This window comes from Paracoccus sp. L-17, assembly GCF_056857655.1.
The window spans coordinates 1-17725 of record NZ_JBSXNM010000041.1; the positions used below are offsets into that span (position 1 = coordinate 1).

The following is a 17725-nucleotide window of genomic DNA, read 5'->3' on the forward strand; positions in this document are numbered from 1 at the left end:
CCATGTTGGTTTTGGTCATCGGGGTCTCCGTAGGGTTCGTGGTTGAAGCGTCGAAACTCCACCTCGACCATACACCTCGATGGCCACCCGGGATTGCACCGATGAAGGCGCAGAAATTACACCACGTCCTCGGACGCTAACTCCTGCATCGTAACGATGTTCTCGACCTCGGACGAGGCCTTTGCCTCCTGCAGGGCCAGGGTGACGATCAGGATACCCTGGTTCGGGATCGTTCTCGCCTGACCCTTCAAGGTGGCCAATGCACTGGAAGCGCGGTTCAAGCTCTTCAAGACCCGCACGGTCTCCAGATCCATGAGACCATCGACATGTTCGATAAATCTGTTTTTCTTAACATGACACGCAGCATATGTTCGCTCAGGCCGGTTTGCGCGAACATGAAAAGAACATGCCTCGCGGAAATGAGACCCGCACCCGTGCCGGAAGGAGAGGCGCATGTTGTCCGACGCTTCCAGCACCACCCTGCCCCCTTTCCGATCTCCGGTTCATCCCCGCACGTGCGGGGAACAGGAGCAACAGCGAGTAACAGGTCTGTAACGGGAGGGTTCATCCCCGCACGTACAGGGAACAGGGCGCCAAGATCGGCTATGTCGATACGGAGAACGGTTCATCCCCGCACGTACAGGGAACAGATGCAATGCGGACATCGGTTTTGGCGATCCCGCGGTTCATCCCCGCACGTACAGGGAACAGACTTCTCAGAACTCCTTGTCAGGAAACGATATTCACGATGTCCCCGGATCCACCGGCATTTCCGACCCTTTGCGCAGCCTATTTCCGGGGGGAAAGGGATACCAGCTTCAACCCGTCGAAATCGACGGGCAGGCGGTTGCGGCCCGGCGTAAGGAAATCGGAACCCTGAGCCTCGGCAGCACTCGAAGGTATCGAGGTCGCGACCATGATCCGCTAGGGTCAGCTGACGCCCGGACTGTGCCCGTTTGCCCAATTCGCCGCGCTGGCCGCATAACCGGCCGAAAACAAAGGCATCATCTGATCGGCGCCGGAGTTTGCGACAAAAGCCATCGGGACGGGGTCTGATGCTCGTGTCATCAGTCTCGGATCGGCCCATCGTCCGGCGACAGAGCCGTGCCGCCCATGGACATGACCGCGCCCAGCGGATCGGTCACGGCGGCAAGCGCCAGACGGGTATATTCGTCGCAGACCTCGACTTCAGACAGCGGGCCATCGGAATCGAACCAGGCGGTCACCCCTGACAGCAGCGACAGGATGCCATAGGCCGCGACGCGAGCATCGGCGCGCCGCATGATGCCGGTTTCGATCCCTTCGCGGATGATGCCGATCAGGACATGTTCATAGATGCCGCGCAGTTTCGTCACGCGGGCATGGTTGTCGGGGTTCAGGCTGCGCAATTCGGAATAGCAGATGAAGACTTCTCGATGACGGCGCAGATGATAGGCCAGATGAAACCGCACGAAGGCCAGGAAACGGGGAAGCGGCGGACCTGCCTCGGGAACATGGCGGCGCAGGCTGGTCAGCAAATCGTCCATGTGCAGGCAGATCAGATCCAGCAGAAGATCCTGCTTGGTCGCGAAATGGCCGTAGAGGGTGCTTTGCCCGATGCCCGCCTTCCGTGCCAGAAGCCGCAACCCCATTCCTTCGTAGCCGCGTTCATAGATCAGTTGCAGGCCGGCCGCGCGGATCTGGTCAATTGTGCGCTGGCGCAGCTTGCCATCCTCGGCTGAAACCTGCGGCAGGCGATCAATCGTTCGCATTTTCCATCGACCCTCCGCCTCCCGACTTCCTTATTGACAGTAATTGGCCCCGCAATCTAGCGTCGGATCGATCAAGTGATCGCCGCGTGGGGCGCGGACATGACCGGTGGGAGGGAGATCAGTCTTGCAGGGACGGGCGATGTCGGCGGCGGAACTGCCGGACTTCGCATGGCGGGTGCCACGGCATTTCAACATCGGTGAGGCGGTCTGCGATCACTGGATCGGCCGCGATCCGGGCCGGGTCGCGATCATCGAGGTCGACGAGGATGGTCACAGCACGCGGCACAGCTATCGCGAACTTGGCCAGCGCGCAGCCCGCCTGTCGCATGTTCTGGCGAGGCACGGTATCGCGCTGCGACGGACGGATGCGCCCGGCGACCGGGTCGGCGTGCTGTTGCCGCAATCGATCGAGACCGCCGTCGCTCATGTCGCGGTGACCCGGATGGGCGGCATCTCCTTGCCGCTGTTCACGCTCTTCGGTCCCCAGGCGCTGTTGCATCGTATGCGCGATTCCGGGGCCCGTGCAATCGTCACCGACGCCGCGCGTCTGGAACTTCTGGCCGGCATTGCCACCGACCTGCCCGACCTGACGCTGATCCTGTGCAAGGGCTTGCCGCCTGACGCGGCCGCGGGTTTCGGAAAGGTCGCGGTCCTTGATCTGGACGATGCCTGTGCCGTCATGCCCGATACTTATCCCGCCGAGCCGACCCTGGCCGACGATCCGGCCATGATCATCTATACCTCGGGGACCACTGGCAGCCCCAAGGGAGCTTTGCACGCACACCGGGTTCTGCTGGGTCATCTGCCGGGAGTCGAGGTCAGCCACAACCTGATGCCGCAGCCCGGCGACCGCTTGTGGACGCCCGCGGACTGGGCCTGGATCGGGGGTCTGCTGGATGTCCTGATGCCAGGGCTCTATCACGGCATTCCGGTCGTCGCGTGCCGGTTTCGCAAGTTCACGGCCCGCGCGGCCTTCGATCTGATGCGCGATCACGGCGTTCGCAATGCATTTCTTCCGCCCACCGCGTTGAAGATGATGCGCCTGGAACCGGACGCCGGAAGGTGGAACCTGACGCTGCGGTCGGTCGCCAGCGGAGGCGAGCCGCTGGGCGCCGAACTGCTGGAATGGGGCCGGCGGGTCTTTGGCACCACGATCAATGAATTCTACGGCCAGACCGAATGCAACATGACGGTTTCGTGCTGCGATGCGGTCGAGCCGGCGGTCCCGGGTGCGATGGGTCGTGCCGCGCCCGGCCACGACGTCGCGGTGATAGACGCGGCCACCGGCAACGTCTTGCCCGACGAAACCGAGGGAGAGATCGCGGTGCGTTGGCCTGACCCGGTGATGTTCCTTCGCTATTGGAACAATCCCCGGGCGACAGAGGCCAAGTTTCTCAGCGCGCCATCGGGACGCTGGCTGCTGACCGGCGACCGGGGCAGGCGGCGTGCCGACGGGCGGCTGCACTTCGTCGGCCGCGACGACGACGTGATCTCGTCCGCCGGCTACCGGATTGGCCCGGCCGAGATCGAGGATTGCCTGCTGCGCCATCCCGCTGTGCATCTGGCGGGCGTGGTGGGGCAGCCCGACCCAATCCGAGGGCACATCGTGGCGGCGTTCGTGACGCTGACGCCGGGCCATGTGGCCAGCGCCGACCTGGCCGACCAGATCTCGGACCATGTGCGGCGGCATCTGGCGGCCTATGAATATCCGCGCGCTGTTCATTTCATCGACGAGATGCCGATGACCACCACCGGCAAGATCATCCGCGCCGAATTGCGTGCCCGCGCCGCGCTGTCGGCGCAGGCGACAAAGCCCGCCGATGGCTGAGCCGATCCTGTTCCAGGTCGATGGCGCCATCGCCACCGTCACGCTGAATCGCCCGGCTGCCCGCAATGCGATCAATGCGGAGCTGAACGACGCGATGACTGCAGCCTTTGACCGGATCGAGGCGGATGACGATATCCGCATCGCGATTCTCGCTGCCAGCGGTCCGGCCTTTTCTGCCGGCCTGGATCTGCGGGCCTTTTCCGAAGGCAAGGCCGGCGCGATTCTGGACGGGCCTTTCGGCTTTGGTGGTCTGGCACGGCGGATGCGCAAGAAACCCCTGATCGCCGCCGTGGCGGGTCCGGCGCTGGCGGGAGGGTTCGAACTGGCACTGGCCTGCGACATGATCGTGGCCGGACCGGGGGCGCGGTTCGGCCTGCCGGAACCGCAGCGCGGCCTGATCGCGGGCGCGGGAGGGGTGTTTCGGCTGGCCGCCCGCATCCCGCAAGCCCGTGCTGCCGAGATTCTCTTGTCTGCGCGCGCTTTCGATCGGGACGAGGCGATGGAACTGGGTCTGATAAGCCTTGCATCCGCTGACGATCCGTTGCCCGACGCGCGGGCCCTGGCGCATCGGATCGTCGCCAACGCCCCCTTGTCCGTGACCGCGACGCTGGCTTTGCTGAATGCCGCCCGGAACAGGGACGAGGCGGAATTGTGGCGCCGCAATGACAGCATCTTCGCGCCCGTCGCCGCCTCGGCCGATGCGAAGGAGGGTGCCTTGGCCTTTGCCGAAAAACGGCCCGCCAGATGGCGCGGATGCTGATAGGGTTCGAATTGCGCGACGCCCTGAAACCGGCGGACCGCATCAACGCAGGGGGAATTACCACATGCCGCTGATCCGCCTTATCGACTCGATAAACGAGGCTGTTGGCCGCGTCGTATCGGTCGTGGCCGTGCTGTTTGCGGGAATCATCATCTATGATGTCGTCATGCGCTATGTGTTCGGGCAGCCGACGCGATGGGCCTTTGACCTGACCAAGCAACTCTACGGGTTCTACTTTATCTTGCTTGGCGGGTATGCCCTTCGCCATCAGGCCCATGTGCGCGTCGATCTGGTCACGGCGCGCTTGCGTCCCGCCCTGCGCCGCTGGGTCGAGATTGCGGGCTACATCATCTTCTTCCTGCCCTTCGCCTGGGTTTTTGCCCGCCGCAGCTGGGATTTCGCCATGACCTCGTGGCAACAGGGAGAGGTGACGTATGGTGCCGTGCAATTGCCGGTCTATCCGCTGAAGATGGCGATGTTCGTGGCGGCGGTCCTGCTGCTGCTGCAGGGTATCAGCGAAATTCTGAAACTGGCCCTGCGCAAGACCGACGATCTTCAACCGATGGAGCCGCTGGATGTCCGGTGAAACGATTGCGCTGGTCATGTCCGGCCTGCTGCTGCTGGGCCTGTTCATGGGCCATCCGCTGGCGCTGGTGCTGGGCGGAACGGCGGTTCTGGGGGCACTGATCGCCGGAAAGCCGATGGTTCTGGGCATCGTCATCAACCGGATCTTCGGAGACGTCCTGGACAATTACGTCCTGATAGCGATCCCGCTCTTCGTGCTGATGGCGCGGTTCCTGTCCGACAGCGGCGTTACCGACAAGATGTTCGAGGCCCTGCGCCACCTGATGGCGCGGGTGACCGGCGGGCTGGGCCTGGCGGTCGTGTTCATCTCGATCCTGCTGGCCGCGACGACCGGCATTATCGGCGCGTCAATTACCGTGATGGGAATGATGGCCCTGCGCCCCATGCTGCAATACGGCTATGACCGCCGCATGGCGTCCGGACTGATTGCGGCCTCGGGCTGTCTGGGCATCCTGATTCCGCCCTCGATCATGCTGATCCTGATGGCATCCTATGCGCCCGGCCTGTCGGTGGGCCAGTTGTTTGCGGGTGCGATGATTCCGGGTATTCTTCTGGGAATGATGTATGCGGTCTATGTCGTCATCATCGCCTGGCTGAAGCCCGAATGGGCTCCGCCGATCCGGGACGAGGAACAGATCAGCCGTAGCGCGATGTGGCGGATGCTGATCGTCGAAGCGGTGCCGCCGCTGATCCTGATCCTGGGCATCTTGGGATCGCTGCTCGCAGGGATCGCCACCGCGACCGAGGCCAGCGCCATCGGGGCCGTGTTGGCCCTGCTGATCGTGATCGCGCGTCGCCGGTTCGGATGGGCGACCTTCTATTCGGCGCTGTTGGAAACCGGCCGGACATCGGCGATGATCCTGTTCATCGTCGTGGGGGCCACGGCCTTCACCGGGGTCTTCAACATCACCGGCGGGCTTCGCGCCAGTCAGGATCTGATGCGCGGACTGGCCAGCGATCCCTATACGCTGATCGCGGCGATGCTGGTCGCGGTCTTCATCCTGGGAATGTTTCTGGACTGGACCGGGATCGTGTTGTTGTCCTTCCCGATCTTCCTGCCTCTGGTGGCCGAGATGAACGTCGATCCCTTGTGGTTCGTCGTGTTGATGGCGGTGGTGCTGCAGACCAGCTTCCTGTCGCCGCCCTTCGGATATGCGCTGTTCTACATGCGAGCCATATCGCCGCCGGAGATCACGACCGGCGACATCATCCTGGGCGTCCTGCCGTTCATCATTCTGATCGTCATGATGTGCGCGCTGATAATCGTGTTTCCGTCGCTGGTCACCTGGCTGCCGGCGGCGATCTATGGCGGCTGACACGCCGCCACCACTTTTTTTCAATGGGAGAGGAATACATGAAAAGACTTCTGACAAGCGCCGCGTTGACGGTTGCAATGGTGGCACCCGCGATGGCCGAGAAATGGACCATGACGTCGGTCTGGCCGTCCAGCCTTGAACTGATCGAGATCGACAAGCACTGGGTCGAGACGGTCAAGAAGCTGGTCGATCCCGACAAGCTGACGATCGAATTCTATGACGGCGGCAGCCTCGTTCCGGCGGGCGAAGTCTTCGGTGCCGTCGAAAGCGGCACGATCCAGGCAGGCGCGGACTGGCCGGGCTACTGGGCCGGGCGCGATGCCGCATTCTCGCCGCTGGCTACCACGTCGAGCCTGTTCAACGCCGTCGATTACATCAATTGGATCACCGAATGGGGCGGCCAGGAAATGTATGATGAGACCTATGGCAGGTTCGGCATGGTCTATCTACCCTATGGCGTGACCAACAACGAATCCGGCTTTCGCACGGTCAACAAGCCGATCAGCAAGATCGAGGATCTGCAAGGCATGCGGCTGCGCCTGTCCGGCCTTGAACAGGGTCGTCTGCTGGAAAAGCTGGGCGGCAGCCAGGTCAGTATCGCCGGTGGAGAGATCTATCAGTCGCTTGAACGCGGCGTGGTGGACGGAGCCGAGTTCTCGACCCCCAACGTCGATTTCTCGGGGGGTTTCCAGCAGGTCACCAAATACTGGTCGACGCCGGGCTGGCACCAGTCATCCTCTGTCTTCGGGGTGATGATCAACAAGGCGGCTTGGGACGCGCTGGACGAACAGACGCAGGAACAGCTGCGCGTTGCCGCCGAATCCACCATGCTGTGGAGCCTGTCATTCACCGAAAAGCGGGCCACCGAAGCCTATGCAAAGTTCCAGGATGCGGGGATCGAGATCACGCGGATGGACGATGCCTCGCTGGAGAAGATTCAGCAAACCGCAAACGAGACCATTCAGGAGGTCGCCTGCGAGAACCCGACCGCAGCCAAGGTGTATGCCAGCCAGATCGAGTATCTGGAAAATTATGCTCTGTGGCGGGACGCCTCGGTTCCGTTCAACCTGGGACGCACGCCGAAGGGACCCGATCTGGCTGCCATTCAGGAATGCGCCAAGTAGCCCTTCCCGTGAACGGGAGGCGCTCGGCACACCGGACTAAATGCTCCGGCGTGCCGAGCGTTGCACCGGATCGATGACGGTCCATGCGGCTTCAGAAGAGGTAGTCCCGGATTTTCGACCGGCTTTCCGCCGGGTCAAGCTATCGTATCGGTTTCATGATCGGCCTCTTTGCCTATCTGCGCCCATCTCGGATCGGCTATGGCATCGGTCGAGGGAGTTTCGCAAAACAGGACCCACTGCCCTGCCAGGGAGTGGGTCATTCCTTCGGTGCCGGACGCCACCGGACGGAATAAGGTGCCTTGAGATATTCGCTTGTCGACGAGTCAGCGAAGCAACAAGCGTTGAATCATGTGCAGCGAAAAAATTCCTGCTGCACACTTGCGCTAGAGTGCAGCAATTATAGCTGTGATGCACACAGACTTGAGGGCGCCCATGACCGTCATATCCGATTCTCGAATCGCGCAGGTGGCCTATCAGGACCTGTGGCGCATGCATCTCGACGAAACTGCTTCCGATCGTAAGCATCCGGCGTGGATCGCACGCGGTCAGCGCGCGCGCTCGCGGTCCATTTCGATGAGCTCTCTCAGGTTTTCGATACCGGACGGGGTGAATGCGATGATGCTGCTGTCGCCAGGGCCATGATCATGCGGCCTCGGCGAGGGACCGGGTTTTCCAGTTCCAGGGCAGAGGTTCAGGCACGCGCGAGACGGGCATGTCAGGCAGCCGGGTGAGAACATCGGCGTGCAGGGTCTACGGGTCGATGTCGTTCATTTTGGCCGTGACGATGGGGGTATGCATGGCGGTGGCCCGATCACCACCGCGTTCGGAACCCGCAAAAAGCCATGACTTTCTGCCCAAAGCCACGCCGCGCAGGGCGCGTTCGGCCGCATTGTTCGTCAGGCAGATGCGCCCGTCATCGAGGAATGCCGTGAAGGCCTGCCATCGGCCGTCTTTCTCGAACATGGAGTTGATGGTCATGTCTCGGAAGTGGTGGAAATTGTTTGGCGGCGCAATCTCCGGGTGACTTGAACCCACCCAACCGGCGGCTGGCACCGCCAGGGAGATTACGCCATGACCAAGATACCAGACACCGACACGCATGCGCTACTGCCCGGTGCGACGGGCTACGATCCGATCGAGGATCGGCTTCGGCAGAACATTCGGGCGACCATCGAGACGCTCTTTGAGGAAGAATCCGAGGCCTTCATCGGGCGCTGCCACTATGGCCGCGGCGGCGGATCAAAGAAGGGCTGCCGCCACGGACATCGCGACCGCCGGCTCACCGCCACATTCGGCACCGGGACGGTGCGCGTGCCGCGCGCCCGGATCGAGGACGATGCGGGCAAGATCAGCGAATGGCGCTCAACCCGGCGCCGCCCGCAGCGCCCAACCACGACATCTCGACCGACACGGCCAACCCACCCTCATTCCAGGTGCTGGACGACACCCGCGCAGGGGCGAGCAATACGCTTGGATACGCTGGTCCCGAACTGGCGGCGGCCCAAGCCGCCGCCTATCCCGACATCGCACCGCTCGCAACAGACCTGCCCGCAGATGCGGCGTATCTGCGCGCTCTCAAAATCGCCGAGGACATGGGCTGGGAAATCGTTGCGAAAGACCCCGAGCGCCTCTGCTTCGAGGCAACAGCCCGAACCCCTGACTTCTACTTCGCGGACGATGTCGTGGTCGTCGTGACGTCACGGGAAGGCGGAAGTCGCGTCGATATGCGCAGCGTCTCAAGGGTCGGGCGCAGCGACCAGGGCGTCAATGCAGCCCGTATCCGCGCCTTTCAGCAGCAGTTCCGCGACTGATCACCGGACTTCCTGATCACCGCTTCATTCAGCCCGAACAATCTTCAAGGTTCGTTTGCCTCGGGTCGAGACCCGATCAGGTCCGGCAGAGACTGCTGGCCGCGATGGCGACGGCGGTTTCGAAGTTTCGGGCACGCTTGTCATGGCGGGTGGCGATGCGGCGCCAGTCCTCACACGGGCTTTTCTGGGTCAAGCGCTTCTTCGTTCGGCTTTTCATTGCGGTCGATCCCTTCGCTGAGCTTGGATGCGGTTCCTGAAGGACGGGCTGAGACCTGGGGAAGCGAGACAGCGCGATTGCAAATCTCAGGCAGGAACACCCCGAGGCCGGCACGACCGAAGGCCGCGGCCCCGTCGGTGCGCGCACCAACACGCTGGCGACGGCGGGGCCGCGGCCAGTGCAGCTTCGTACGCCGGGTCGGATGTCGATGGCTTCAGGCTGCGGGCCTCCGCCCGGCAAGGTCCCGGCGCGCGAGTCACGCGATTTCCCCGCGTCGGCGCATCGCCTGGCGCTTTCTTCGATGCCCTTCGATCCAGGGACGGAGCCCGATTGCATGACGCGGCCCGATGGCCCGGGCACGATCAACCTCACATCCGGTCGCCGCCAGGGACGGCTGCACCAATATCCCGCGTGCGGCGGGCGGGGCTCGGAGGGGGCGACACCCTTCTTGTTAACGGTCCTGTTGTCAGGCCACGGACTGGTACGGCTCGCCCGCCTGGACCGATCCGGGCTGATCAGGCCCGGGCCGGTATTCGACGCATCAATGGGGACGGCAGGCTCAGGGGGTGCTCGGCTTCATGGCGGCACCCTCGATCATCACGCCCGATGTGACGTATTTCCACAGCGCCACCAGCAGCTTCCGGGCCAGCGCGACGATCGCCGTTTTGCGCAGGCGACCGCCATTCTGCTCGACGCGCGCGCGAAACCAGCGGGTGAGCGCCGACTGCGGCTGGTGCCCCAGCCAGAGCCAGGCGAGTTGGATCATCGTGGAGCGCAATCGCGGATTGCCCGCCTTCGACACACCCTGCTCGCGGCTCACCGCGCCGCTCTGCCATGGCGTCGGAGCCAGCCCCGCATAGGCCGCTACCTGCCTTCGGTTGTCGAAATGGCGAAACAGCCCCTCCGACCAGAGAAGTGCGGCGAACTCCGGGCCGATGCCCCTGATGTCCAGCAGCATCTTCGCCGCCGCGGGCGTCTCGCCATCCTGCGGCTCCTCGGCGAGCGCGGCATCGCGCTCGGCCTCCACCGCCTTGATCTGCTCGAGCAGGAGTTCCAGCCGGTCGAGCTCGCGGAGGATCTGCGCCTTCAGGTGGGGCGGCAGATCGCGGCCGTCTCCGGTGCGCAGATCCTCCAACCGCGCGCGCCGGTCCCGGCGCAGCGGCTCGTAGCCGCGGATGCCCTGCGCGAACAGCAGGCCCTTGATGCGGTTGACGTGCTCCACGCGCTCCGCGATCAGCACCTTGCGCTCGCGCGTGATGCGCCGGCGATCCTCGTCCTCGGGGCTCGGTGCGCGGACCATGGCGCAGACCCGCGGCTCGCCGCGCTTGAAGGCGAGCAGGGTCCGGACCAGCGTCTCGCCATCGAGCCGGTCGGTCTTCGCCCGGCGCCTTCGTCGCGACGTGGCAATCGAGGCGGGATCGACAACGTGGCTCTCGACCCCCTCGTTCACCAGCGCGCGGTGGATCCAGAATCCGTCGAGCCCGGCTTCCTGGATCACGATGATCGGGAAATGGCGCCCCGTGCGCGCCTGCGCCTTGTCCCGCAGCTGCGCGAACCGGGCCAGCAGGCCCGCAATGTCGCCGCCCGGGATGCCGTGGCGAGACATCTTCTCGCCGCCGCCCGGCAGCAGCGCGGTGACGACCCAACTCGAACGGCTGAGTTCCAACGAGACGAAGATTGCGCCAAGATCGGTGCGGACGGCGGTCGGTTCGGCGGGGCGGTCGGCGATTTTTTCCATGAGCGTCTCCAGAGTGGTCGGTCCGATGAACAACCCCACTCTGTCAGCGAGCCGGACGCCGTCCACCTGCCCATGGGATCTTGTTGCGGCGAAAGGCGCGCCGATGGCCGGAACCTGCGCCCCACCCTTTTCCGCCGCGCGCGCGGAGCCAAACGCGCACGGCAATGCTGTCCATGCTCAAGTCGTCGGGCAGTTCCGGCCATGCCATTTCAATCGGCTGATCGGGTCTTGACGCTAGCCTTCATCCAGCGACGCGAACAGATCCGGGTTTTCCTCGCCCTCGACCATCAGATATCCCGCCAGACCCTTTTCCGCCCGCGACAACGCATGATCGACCAATACGAACCGTCCGGGAACATCGCATGTGAACTCGACCATCGCCGAGCCGCCGGCCGGCACCGTGACGGTCTGGACATCCTTCAGCGGCGGTGTCTCCAGCGATCCGTGCACATAGACCCGATCGAAGATTTCGCCGATGACGTGGAAGGACGACGTATAATTGGGCCCGCCGACACCGAAGAAGATGCGCACCGTCTCGCCGACCTTGGCCTTGAGAGGATAGTGATCGGTCAGCGCGCCGGTATGGCCGTTGAAGACGAAATATTCGGGACGCTCGTCGACGAGCTTGTCGTAGCTTTCGGTCAGCAGGCCCGGGGTGCCGATGCGTTCCTCGGTATAAAGTTCGCCCTGCATGACATAATATTCCCGATCGACCGGCGGCAGCCCGCCTTCCGGCTCGACCAGGATCAGGCCATACATGCCGTTCGAGATGTGCTGAGCCACGGGCGCGACCGCGCAGTGATAGACGTAGAGCCCGGCATTGAGCGCCTTGAACCTGAAGCTGTAGCTTTCGCCCGGCCCCGGCGAGCCGAGCGCCGCGCCGCCGCCCGGTCCGGTTACGGCGTGCAGGTCGATATTGTGGGCAAACCAGCTATCCTCGTTGTTCTTGAGATAGACCTCGACGGTATCGCCGACCCGGACGCGCGCGAAGGGACCGGGCACCTTGCCGTTGAAGGTCCAGAACCGGTAGCTGGTATTGCCGTCAAGATGCGCCTCGATCTCGATGGTCTCGTATTCCAGACGGATCGTCGCGGGCTCGGTGCGGGTGATCGGCGGCGGGACATTGGCCGGGTTCTCGCTGATATCGGCCATGCTGGGATGGGTCGGGTTCGCGGTATAGAGCCGGTTGCCCAGCATCCCCGGAGCCAGCCCATGCCCGGCCGTCTGGGCCTGTCCGGACCGGACGGACTGCGCGGCGGCGGGCGAATATGCCAGAACGCTTCCCGCAGCCAGGCCGGCCGAGCCGACCAGAAGGCTTCGACGACCGACGCGCAGAGCCTCGTCCCCCGCCGATGCGGCATGGGCTTTCGGGCCCGCGGCCCCTGCCTTGTCGCTGGATATTGTCATGGCGATTTCTCCTTTCCGTGTTGAAATCGGGATGGCCCCGAAGGGCCGCATTGATCAGAAACGGTCCGCCTGGCCGGCCACGAAGACGCGGCCTGCAGGTCTTGATCCATCACAGCCGACCGGCGGCGGATCATCCGTCCGGGGGCGCGGCCTGAAGGCCGTCGCGGTCGCGAGGGGTCCGGATCGGCGGCGCGGACATGCTGTGGACAAGGGCATCCGCGATGTTTCGGCGCACCAGATCCAGGATCGCCGCCGCATCGCGGGGATCAAGGCCCAGGGCCTGGGCTGCCTTCCGGGTCGGCTGGCCTGCAAGATCGACCCGGCGAAACAGCTCGCATGCCATCGTCCCGATCCGGAACCCGACCTCTTCCCCGCAATCGCAGAAGACGTTTGTCAGCAGTTCCGCGACCACCGCGCGGTCGGCCGGTGTCTTTCCGATGGCCTGATTCGATCCGCACAAGCGCGACGGCGTCATTCCTTCCTCCCGCATCAGCATCGAAATGATGACGCCGCGAAAGGCGCTTGGTTACAGGCCGGCCGTCACAGGGCCAGCAATTCATCTTCGCAATCCGTGTCTTCCACGGGATGCGCGCAGCCCGAAGGCGGGCAGGAACAATCGTCGAAGCCGTGGCGACAGCAGGGTCCGCAATGCGCCAGCAACGCCTCGCCTAGCGCGACACGGGCGCGGTGCAGCCGGACGTTCAGGGTTCCGGGCCGCAGCCCCAGATCCGCGGCAACCTCGGCCCGCTGGGTCTCGTCGATGTCGATGCGCCGGATCAGATCGGCGTCGGCCGGGCGCAGTTCGCCCAGCAGCCCCTTGATGCATTGGCAGAGGACATCCATCCCCTCGACGCCATCCTCGACCACCACGGCCGATTTGGCCTCCAGCGCCATCGCGCTGTCGAGGCGCCTTGCCCGGCCCGCCTTCCGGAAGTGATCATTGAGGGTCGAGCGCAGCACCGCATAGAGCCAGGCGTCCATCCGCTCGGCCTCGCGCAATTGATCCCGACGCGCAAGAACCCGGATGCAGAATTCCTGCAGGACATCCTCGGCATCCGGGCGGTTGCCCAATCGCTTCATCAGGAAGCCCAGAAACGTCTTTCGGCTGGTGATCAGCGTCCGCTCCAGCCGCGCGTGGTCACGGCTGGCATGGTCGCGAACGAGGTTTCCGGATTGGTCCATGATCGCTCTCCTTTCTCGCGCGGCTGGAAAACCGGCTATGCGAACAGGACAGGACATTCGCGCGCGCATTTGTTTCGCGCTATGATGTAGATCAAATGCAGGGTGCCAAGACCGGCCAAAAGGCAGAAAAACGAGATATAGGCATAGCGCAGGAACAGGATGTCCACCACGACCACCGCGACGATGGTCAGCGCGAACCAGCGCATGTGCAGATAGGTCGAGATCGCCGGCGGCACGATGATCAGGAAAAGGTAGATCGCATAGGTCATCCAGCGCGGCATCAGGTAGTCAAGCAGCATGGTGCCGTCGTAGGCCAGCGAATCCTGATTGACCGTCACCTCGATCCAGCCGGGATTGACCAGATGCGGCACATAGAGCGCCAGTCCGAAGGCAAGCCCCGCGACCGACATGGCAGCCATCCAGGGCCGGCGCCGGCTGCCGGGCGGCTCCAGCACCCAGGAGGCCAGCGGGATCCAGAACGGCCACATGAACCAGGTGAAGAAGATGAACCCCAGTGCCCCCAGCAGGGTCGCGCCCGGATCGCCGGTATTCACCCCCCACCAGACGTTGCCCTCCATGAATTGCTGAAGTCCGGCAAAGACCGGCATCAGCGCCACCGGCAGATACCGCGGATTGATCGCCCAGGCGCGCGTGACGGCATGACCGCCACCCACCACGAGAAAGGCGCTGGCAGTAAAGCTGACGGTCTGGGAAAGGCACATGGCGAAAATCTCTCCGTGACGGGTCGCGCAACGCCCGTTCACGGTAGCAGGCCTTGCGGCGATTGCCACTGCGCCTGCCGTGCCTTCGGGCGGCGGTCCGGCGCGATGACGTGCAAACGGCGGATCGCCCTCGGGCCGGCCGCACCCTTGATCCCCAGCCGCGTCTTCAAGATTGGCTCGTGCGGATCCGGCCACCGATCAAGTCCGCCAATCCGGCATTGCCCGGTCAAGGATGCCGGCAAAGCTGTCACTTTTGTAAGAACCGGGTAAAAGTGACGGTCGGTGGATATCATATCCTTCCCCTGGACGATGTGCCGACGAGGAAGAAGCAGATGCCGACAGCAGAGCGGAACGTCCTGGTGCTGCAAGGCGGCGGTGCCCTTGGGGCCTATCAGGCCGGCGCCTATGAAAAACTGGCCCAAAGCAGGCTGGAAATCGACTGGGTCGCGGGAATTTCCATCGGCGCCATCAACGCGGCGATCATCTGCGGCAACCCGGTCGAGACGCGGGTCGAGCGGCTTCGCAGCTTCTGGGAACAGATCACCTCGGATCTGACCTACGCCCCCTGGATGTGGGGCCCGAAGCCGCGCCGCATCTATTCGGAAATTGCCGCCGCCGAAGTGGCGCTGGCAGGCGCGCCCGGCTTTTTCCGGCCGCGCCCGCTGCTGGCGCTCTGGCCGTTCGCGGCCCATCCGGCGCTCAGCTTCTATGACACCGCGCCGCTTGCGGCGACGCTGAATGAGACGGTCGATTTCGACTATCTCAACGAAAAGGGTCCGCGCCTCAGCGTTGGCACGACCGATATCGAGACCGGCAACTTCGCCTATTTCGACAGCACCGAGATGCGCCTCGACATGCGGCACATCATGGCCAGCGGCGCCTTGCCGCCGGGTTTTCCGCCGGTCGAGATCGACGGCCATTTCTATTGGGACGGCGGCCTCGTCTCCAACACACCGCTGCAATACGTGATGGAGAACGCCGGCACCGAGGCGCTGTGCATCTTTCAGATCGACCTGTTCAGCGCCCGCGGTGATCTGCCGGTCGACATCGCCGATGTCCAGCAACGCGAGAAGGACATCCGCTATTCCAGCCGGACCCGCCTGACCACCGATCGCTACCGCCACCTGCATGACATCCGGGCTGCGGCCGAACGGCTGGCGGCGAAGCTGCCGAAGGAGATGCAATCCGATCCCGATCTGGCCCTGCTGCGCGACGCCGGTCCCGATTGCCCGGTCACGCTGGTCCATTTCATTCACCGCAAGGAGGGGTTCGAGCGCAATTCCAAGGACTACGAATTCTCGCGGCTGTCGATGACCGAACACTGGACGGCGGGGATCGCCGATGTCGGCCGCACGCTGGCGCACAGGAAATGGAAGAGCCGCGAGATCGGCAAGGACGGCCTGCAGGTCTTCGATCTGGGCTCACGGAACACGTGAAGGGAAACGAAATGAAACCGAGCGATGTCGCCAAACAGGCTTTCGCCATGCCGCTGACAAGTCCCTCCTACCCAAAGGGCCCCTACCGGTTCATCGACCGCGAGTTCCTGACGATCACCTACCGCACGGACATCGATGCATTGCGGGCGGTCGTGCCCGAGCCGCTGGAAATCACCGACCCGCTGGTCAAATACGAATTCATCCGGATGCCGGATTCGACGGGGTTTGGCGATTATACCGAAAGCGGACAGGTCATCCCGGTGACGCTGGACGGCGTTGCGGGCGGCTACGTCCATGCGATGTTTCTGAACGACGAGGCGCCGATTGCGGGCGGTCGCGAAATTTGGGGCTTTCCGAAAAAGCTGGCCGACCCCGCGCTGCGGATCGAGAAGGACACGCTGATCGGCACGCTTGATGTCGGCTCGGTCCGGGTGGCGACCGGCACGATGGGCTACAAGCATCGCGAGTTGGACAAGAACAAGGTGATCAAGGCGCTCGAGGCGCCGAATTTTCTTCTCAAGATCATTCCCCATGTCGATTGCAGCCCGCGGATCTGCGAACTCGTCCGCTACTACACGACCGACATCGCGCTGAAAGGCGCATGGGAAGGCCCCGCCGGGCTGGAACTGCACCATCATGCGCTGGCGCCCGTGGCCGCCCTGCCGGTTCTCGAGGTGATCTCGGCCGTTCATCTCTTGACCGATCTGACCCTCGGATTGGGTGAGGTCATGCATGACTATCTGGAATGATCAGGATGCCGTTCCTGCATTCGCGTCCGGTCTTTCGCAACCTCGACGCCCCCGCAAGGCAGAGGTTTCTCGGAGAAGGGTTCCGTCCATGAGACGCCGCTTGAAATGGTCCGGCCTGATATTTGCCGCCACGACGCTGGGCGCGATCCAGGCGTTTGCAGAACCTTGCCAGCCCAAGGACCGTCCGCTGGCGGCGGGATACAGGATCGGCACCTATTCGGTGCCGTCCATCGACATGAACCCGGCCTCATCCGTCGTCGTGCTCGAGCCAGAGACCGATGAACCTGTATCGGGCCGGCCCCTGCTGGTTCTTCTCCACGGGCTTGGCGGCACAGGCTGCGACTGGGTCCGTCTGGGCCAGGTGGATGCGACACTCGCCGCGATGCCCGATACGGGCGCCCGGCCGATTGTCGTCATGCCGAGCCTGGGAAACAACTGGTATGTCGATGCCGGCCCCGGCCGCGACGCGGAAGCGGCATTTGACGCCATAATCGATTGGGTGGATGCGAAATGGCGGATCGATGAACGCCCCCGGGCCAACTCGATCCTGGGCCTTTCCATGGGTGGATATGGTGCGCTTCGCCTGGCGATGGCAAGGCCCCGTTTCGGCTCGATCGCGGCTTTGTCACCCGCGATCTGGCAGAACGTTCCGCAGGAAGATCTGAATCTGCCGGCCGAAAAGCTCAATCTGATCCGCGATGCGGTCTATTTCGATGTCGAACCCGACGGGATGTTCGAGACCGGTATCGATCTGCCAAATCCGGGACCGCACTTTTCCGGCGCTTTCGGCGATCCCTTCGACGGCCGCCGCTTCAATGCGTTGAACGTGTTCACCCTGCTGAATGACAAGACAAGGCCCGAAACGATGCCCCGTCTCCTTCTTGCCATTGGCGACCACGATTCGCTTGGCCTCTGGCGGGGAACATTTGCGCTGTATCAGACGCTGAAGGCAAGAAACGTCGCTGTTCACCTGCGGGTCGCAGAGGGCGATCACAACTGGAAATTCTGGCGTTCGGCGCTTCCCGACGCGCTGGCCTTCCTTGCTGCGGGCGATCCTCCGCTGCGCTAGGCATGTGGGAGCCGGGGGCGGGGGCGGGCG

General features: G+C 63.7%; 17 protein-coding genes and 2 pseudogenes. 11 read left to right on the plus strand and 8 right to left on the minus strand.

The window, feature by feature from the left end; translation table 11 throughout:
- Positions 1–116: 116 nt before the first annotated feature.
- Entirely contained in the window at positions 117–455 is a 339-nt protein-coding gene (locus AC13CR_RS11900) for a Fic/DOC family N-terminal domain-containing protein (protein ID WP_482900885.1), read from the minus strand.
- Between the two features lie 612 nt (positions 456–1067).
- Positions 1068–1751 carry a TetR/AcrR family transcriptional regulator gene (locus tag AC13CR_RS11905; RefSeq protein ID WP_293015236.1) on the minus strand — a complete coding sequence of 228 codons (684 nt, stop codon included), beginning with the start codon at positions 1749–1751 and terminating at the stop codon, positions 1068–1070.
- A gap of 139 nt (positions 1752–1890) precedes the next feature.
- Between AC13CR_RS11905 and AC13CR_RS11910 the strand changes: the two genes are divergently transcribed.
- The 6 genes from AC13CR_RS11910 to AC13CR_RS11935 all read left to right on the plus strand — a co-directional run bounded on the left by AC13CR_RS11910 (position 1891) and on the right by AC13CR_RS11935 (position 8006).
- Entirely contained in the window at positions 1891–3579 is a 1689-nt protein-coding gene (locus AC13CR_RS11910; RefSeq protein WP_446235224.1) for an AMP-binding protein, read from the plus strand.
- Positions 3572–4339 (plus strand): enoyl-CoA hydratase-related protein, encoded by a 768-nt coding sequence (locus tag AC13CR_RS11915; RefSeq protein ID WP_293768215.1) that lies wholly within the window; start codon positions 3572–3574, stop codon positions 4337–4339. The genes AC13CR_RS11910 and AC13CR_RS11915 overlap by 8 nt, the downstream gene beginning before the upstream one ends.
- A gap of 64 nt (positions 4340–4403) precedes the next feature.
- Positions 4404–4925 (plus strand): TRAP transporter small permease subunit, encoded by a 522-nt coding sequence (locus tag AC13CR_RS11920; protein ID WP_293768212.1) that lies wholly within the window; start codon positions 4404–4406, stop codon positions 4923–4925.
- Positions 4915–6240, plus strand: a complete 1326-nt coding sequence (locus AC13CR_RS11925; RefSeq protein WP_293015248.1) for a TRAP transporter large permease — start codon at positions 4915–4917, stop codon at positions 6238–6240. The genes AC13CR_RS11920 and AC13CR_RS11925 overlap by 11 nt, the downstream gene beginning before the upstream one ends.
- A 38-nt stretch (positions 6241–6278) precedes the next feature.
- On the plus strand, positions 6279–7364 hold the full coding sequence (gene dctP, locus AC13CR_RS11930; RefSeq protein WP_293015251.1) for a TRAP transporter substrate-binding protein DctP: 1086 nt from the start codon (positions 6279–6281) through the stop codon (positions 7362–7364).
- Between the two features lie 432 nt (positions 7365–7796).
- A complete protein-coding gene (locus AC13CR_RS11935) occupies positions 7797–8006 on the plus strand; it encodes a hypothetical protein (RefSeq protein WP_293015253.1) in 210 nt (69 codons plus the stop codon).
- Here the strand turns inward: AC13CR_RS11935 and AC13CR_RS11940 are convergent.
- Positions 8007–8309 (minus strand): annotated as a pseudogene (locus tag AC13CR_RS11940) (IS66 family transposase); the annotation flags it as partial.
- Between the two features lie 126 nt (positions 8310–8435).
- Here AC13CR_RS11940 and AC13CR_RS11945 point away from each other — a divergent pair.
- Both AC13CR_RS11945 and AC13CR_RS11950 read left to right on the plus strand, forming a co-directional pair.
- A pseudogene (locus tag AC13CR_RS11945) lies at positions 8436–8729 on the plus strand (transposase); the annotation flags it as partial.
- On the plus strand, positions 8720–9175 hold the full coding sequence (locus AC13CR_RS11950; RefSeq protein WP_446236309.1) for a DUF1499 domain-containing protein: 456 nt from the start codon (positions 8720–8722) through the stop codon (positions 9173–9175). The pseudogene AC13CR_RS11945 and the gene AC13CR_RS11950, both read left to right, overlap by 10 nt.
- A gap of 776 nt (positions 9176–9951) precedes the next feature.
- Here AC13CR_RS11950 and AC13CR_RS11955 read toward each other — a convergent pair.
- The 5 genes from AC13CR_RS11955 to AC13CR_RS11975 all read right to left on the minus strand — a co-directional run bounded on the left by AC13CR_RS11955 (position 9952) and on the right by AC13CR_RS11975 (position 14483).
- Positions 9952–11130, minus strand: coding sequence for an IS110 family RNA-guided transposase (locus tag AC13CR_RS11955; RefSeq protein WP_446232298.1), 1179 nt, complete (start codon positions 11128–11130; stop codon positions 9952–9954).
- A gap of 234 nt (positions 11131–11364) precedes the next feature.
- Entirely contained in the window at positions 11365–12537 is a 1173-nt protein-coding gene (gene nirK / locus AC13CR_RS11960; protein WP_292952776.1) for a copper-containing nitrite reductase, read from the minus strand.
- A 130-nt stretch (positions 12538–12667) separates the two neighbouring features.
- On the minus strand, positions 12668–13012 hold the full coding sequence (locus AC13CR_RS11965) for a hypothetical protein (RefSeq protein ID WP_292952779.1): 345 nt from the start codon (positions 13010–13012) through the stop codon (positions 12668–12670).
- Positions 13013–13077: 65 nt separating this feature from the next.
- Complete coding sequence (locus tag AC13CR_RS11970) at positions 13078–13719, minus strand: RNA polymerase sigma factor (RefSeq protein ID WP_292952782.1); 642 nt, start codon at positions 13717–13719, stop codon at positions 13078–13080.
- A gap of 35 nt (positions 13720–13754) precedes the next feature.
- Positions 13755–14483: a DUF6629 family protein gene (locus AC13CR_RS11975; RefSeq protein ID WP_482919995.1), complete on the minus strand. Its 729-nt coding sequence runs from the start codon at positions 14481–14483 to the stop codon at positions 13755–13757.
- Positions 14484–14773: 290 nt separating this feature from the next.
- Between AC13CR_RS11975 and AC13CR_RS11980 the strand changes: the two genes are divergently transcribed.
- From AC13CR_RS11980 to AC13CR_RS11990, 3 genes are all read left to right on the plus strand, one after another.
- On the plus strand, positions 14774–15877 hold the full coding sequence (locus AC13CR_RS11980) for a DUF3734 domain-containing protein (RefSeq protein WP_292952788.1): 1104 nt from the start codon (positions 14774–14776) through the stop codon (positions 15875–15877).
- An 11-nt stretch (positions 15878–15888) separates the two neighbouring features.
- Positions 15889–16626: an acetoacetate decarboxylase gene (locus AC13CR_RS11985; protein WP_292952791.1), complete on the plus strand. Its 738-nt coding sequence runs from the start codon at positions 15889–15891 to the stop codon at positions 16624–16626.
- 88 nt (positions 16627–16714) lie between these two features.
- Positions 16715–17695: an alpha/beta hydrolase gene (locus AC13CR_RS11990; RefSeq protein WP_482900878.1), complete on the plus strand. Its 981-nt coding sequence runs from the start codon at positions 16715–16717 to the stop codon at positions 17693–17695.
- Positions 17696–17725: the final 30 nt, after the last annotated feature.

Coding starts and splice junctions, on each gene's coding strand:
- AC13CR_RS11900 (WP_482900885.1), bottom strand. CDS start 455: ATGCGCCTCTCCTTCCGGCACGGGTGCGGGTCTCATTTCCGCGAGGCA.
- AC13CR_RS11905 (WP_293015236.1), bottom strand. CDS start 1,751: ATGCGAACGATTGATCGCCTGCCGCAGGTTTCAGCCGAGGATGGCAAG.
- AC13CR_RS11910 (WP_446235224.1), top strand. CDS start 1,891: ATGTCGGCGGCGGAACTGCCGGACTTCGCATGGCGGGTGCCACGGCAT.
- AC13CR_RS11915 (WP_293768215.1), top strand. CDS start 3,572: ATGGCTGAGCCGATCCTGTTCCAGGTCGATGGCGCCATCGCCACCGTC.
- AC13CR_RS11920 (WP_293768212.1), top strand. CDS start 4,404: ATGCCGCTGATCCGCCTTATCGACTCGATAAACGAGGCTGTTGGCCGC.
- AC13CR_RS11925 (WP_293015248.1), top strand. CDS start 4,915: ATGTCCGGTGAAACGATTGCGCTGGTCATGTCCGGCCTGCTGCTGCTG.
- dctP (WP_293015251.1), top strand. CDS start 6,279: ATGAAAAGACTTCTGACAAGCGCCGCGTTGACGGTTGCAATGGTGGCA.
- AC13CR_RS11935 (WP_293015253.1), top strand. CDS start 7,797: ATGACCGTCATATCCGATTCTCGAATCGCGCAGGTGGCCTATCAGGAC.
- AC13CR_RS11950 (WP_446236309.1), top strand. CDS start 8,720: ATGGCGCTCAACCCGGCGCCGCCCGCAGCGCCCAACCACGACATCTCG.
- AC13CR_RS11955 (WP_446232298.1), bottom strand. CDS start 11,130: ATGGAAAAAATCGCCGACCGCCCCGCCGAACCGACCGCCGTCCGCACC.
- nirK (WP_292952776.1), bottom strand. CDS start 12,537: ATGACAATATCCAGCGACAAGGCAGGGGCCGCGGGCCCGAAAGCCCAT.
- AC13CR_RS11965 (WP_292952779.1), bottom strand. CDS start 13,012: ATGACGCCGTCGCGCTTGTGCGGATCGAATCAGGCCATCGGAAAGACA.
- AC13CR_RS11970 (WP_292952782.1), bottom strand. CDS start 13,719: ATGGACCAATCCGGAAACCTCGTTCGCGACCATGCCAGCCGTGACCAC.
- AC13CR_RS11980 (WP_292952788.1), top strand. CDS start 14,774: ATGCCGACAGCAGAGCGGAACGTCCTGGTGCTGCAAGGCGGCGGTGCC.
- AC13CR_RS11985 (WP_292952791.1), top strand. CDS start 15,889: ATGAAACCGAGCGATGTCGCCAAACAGGCTTTCGCCATGCCGCTGACA.
- AC13CR_RS11990 (WP_482900878.1), top strand. CDS start 16,715: ATGAGACGCCGCTTGAAATGGTCCGGCCTGATATTTGCCGCCACGACG.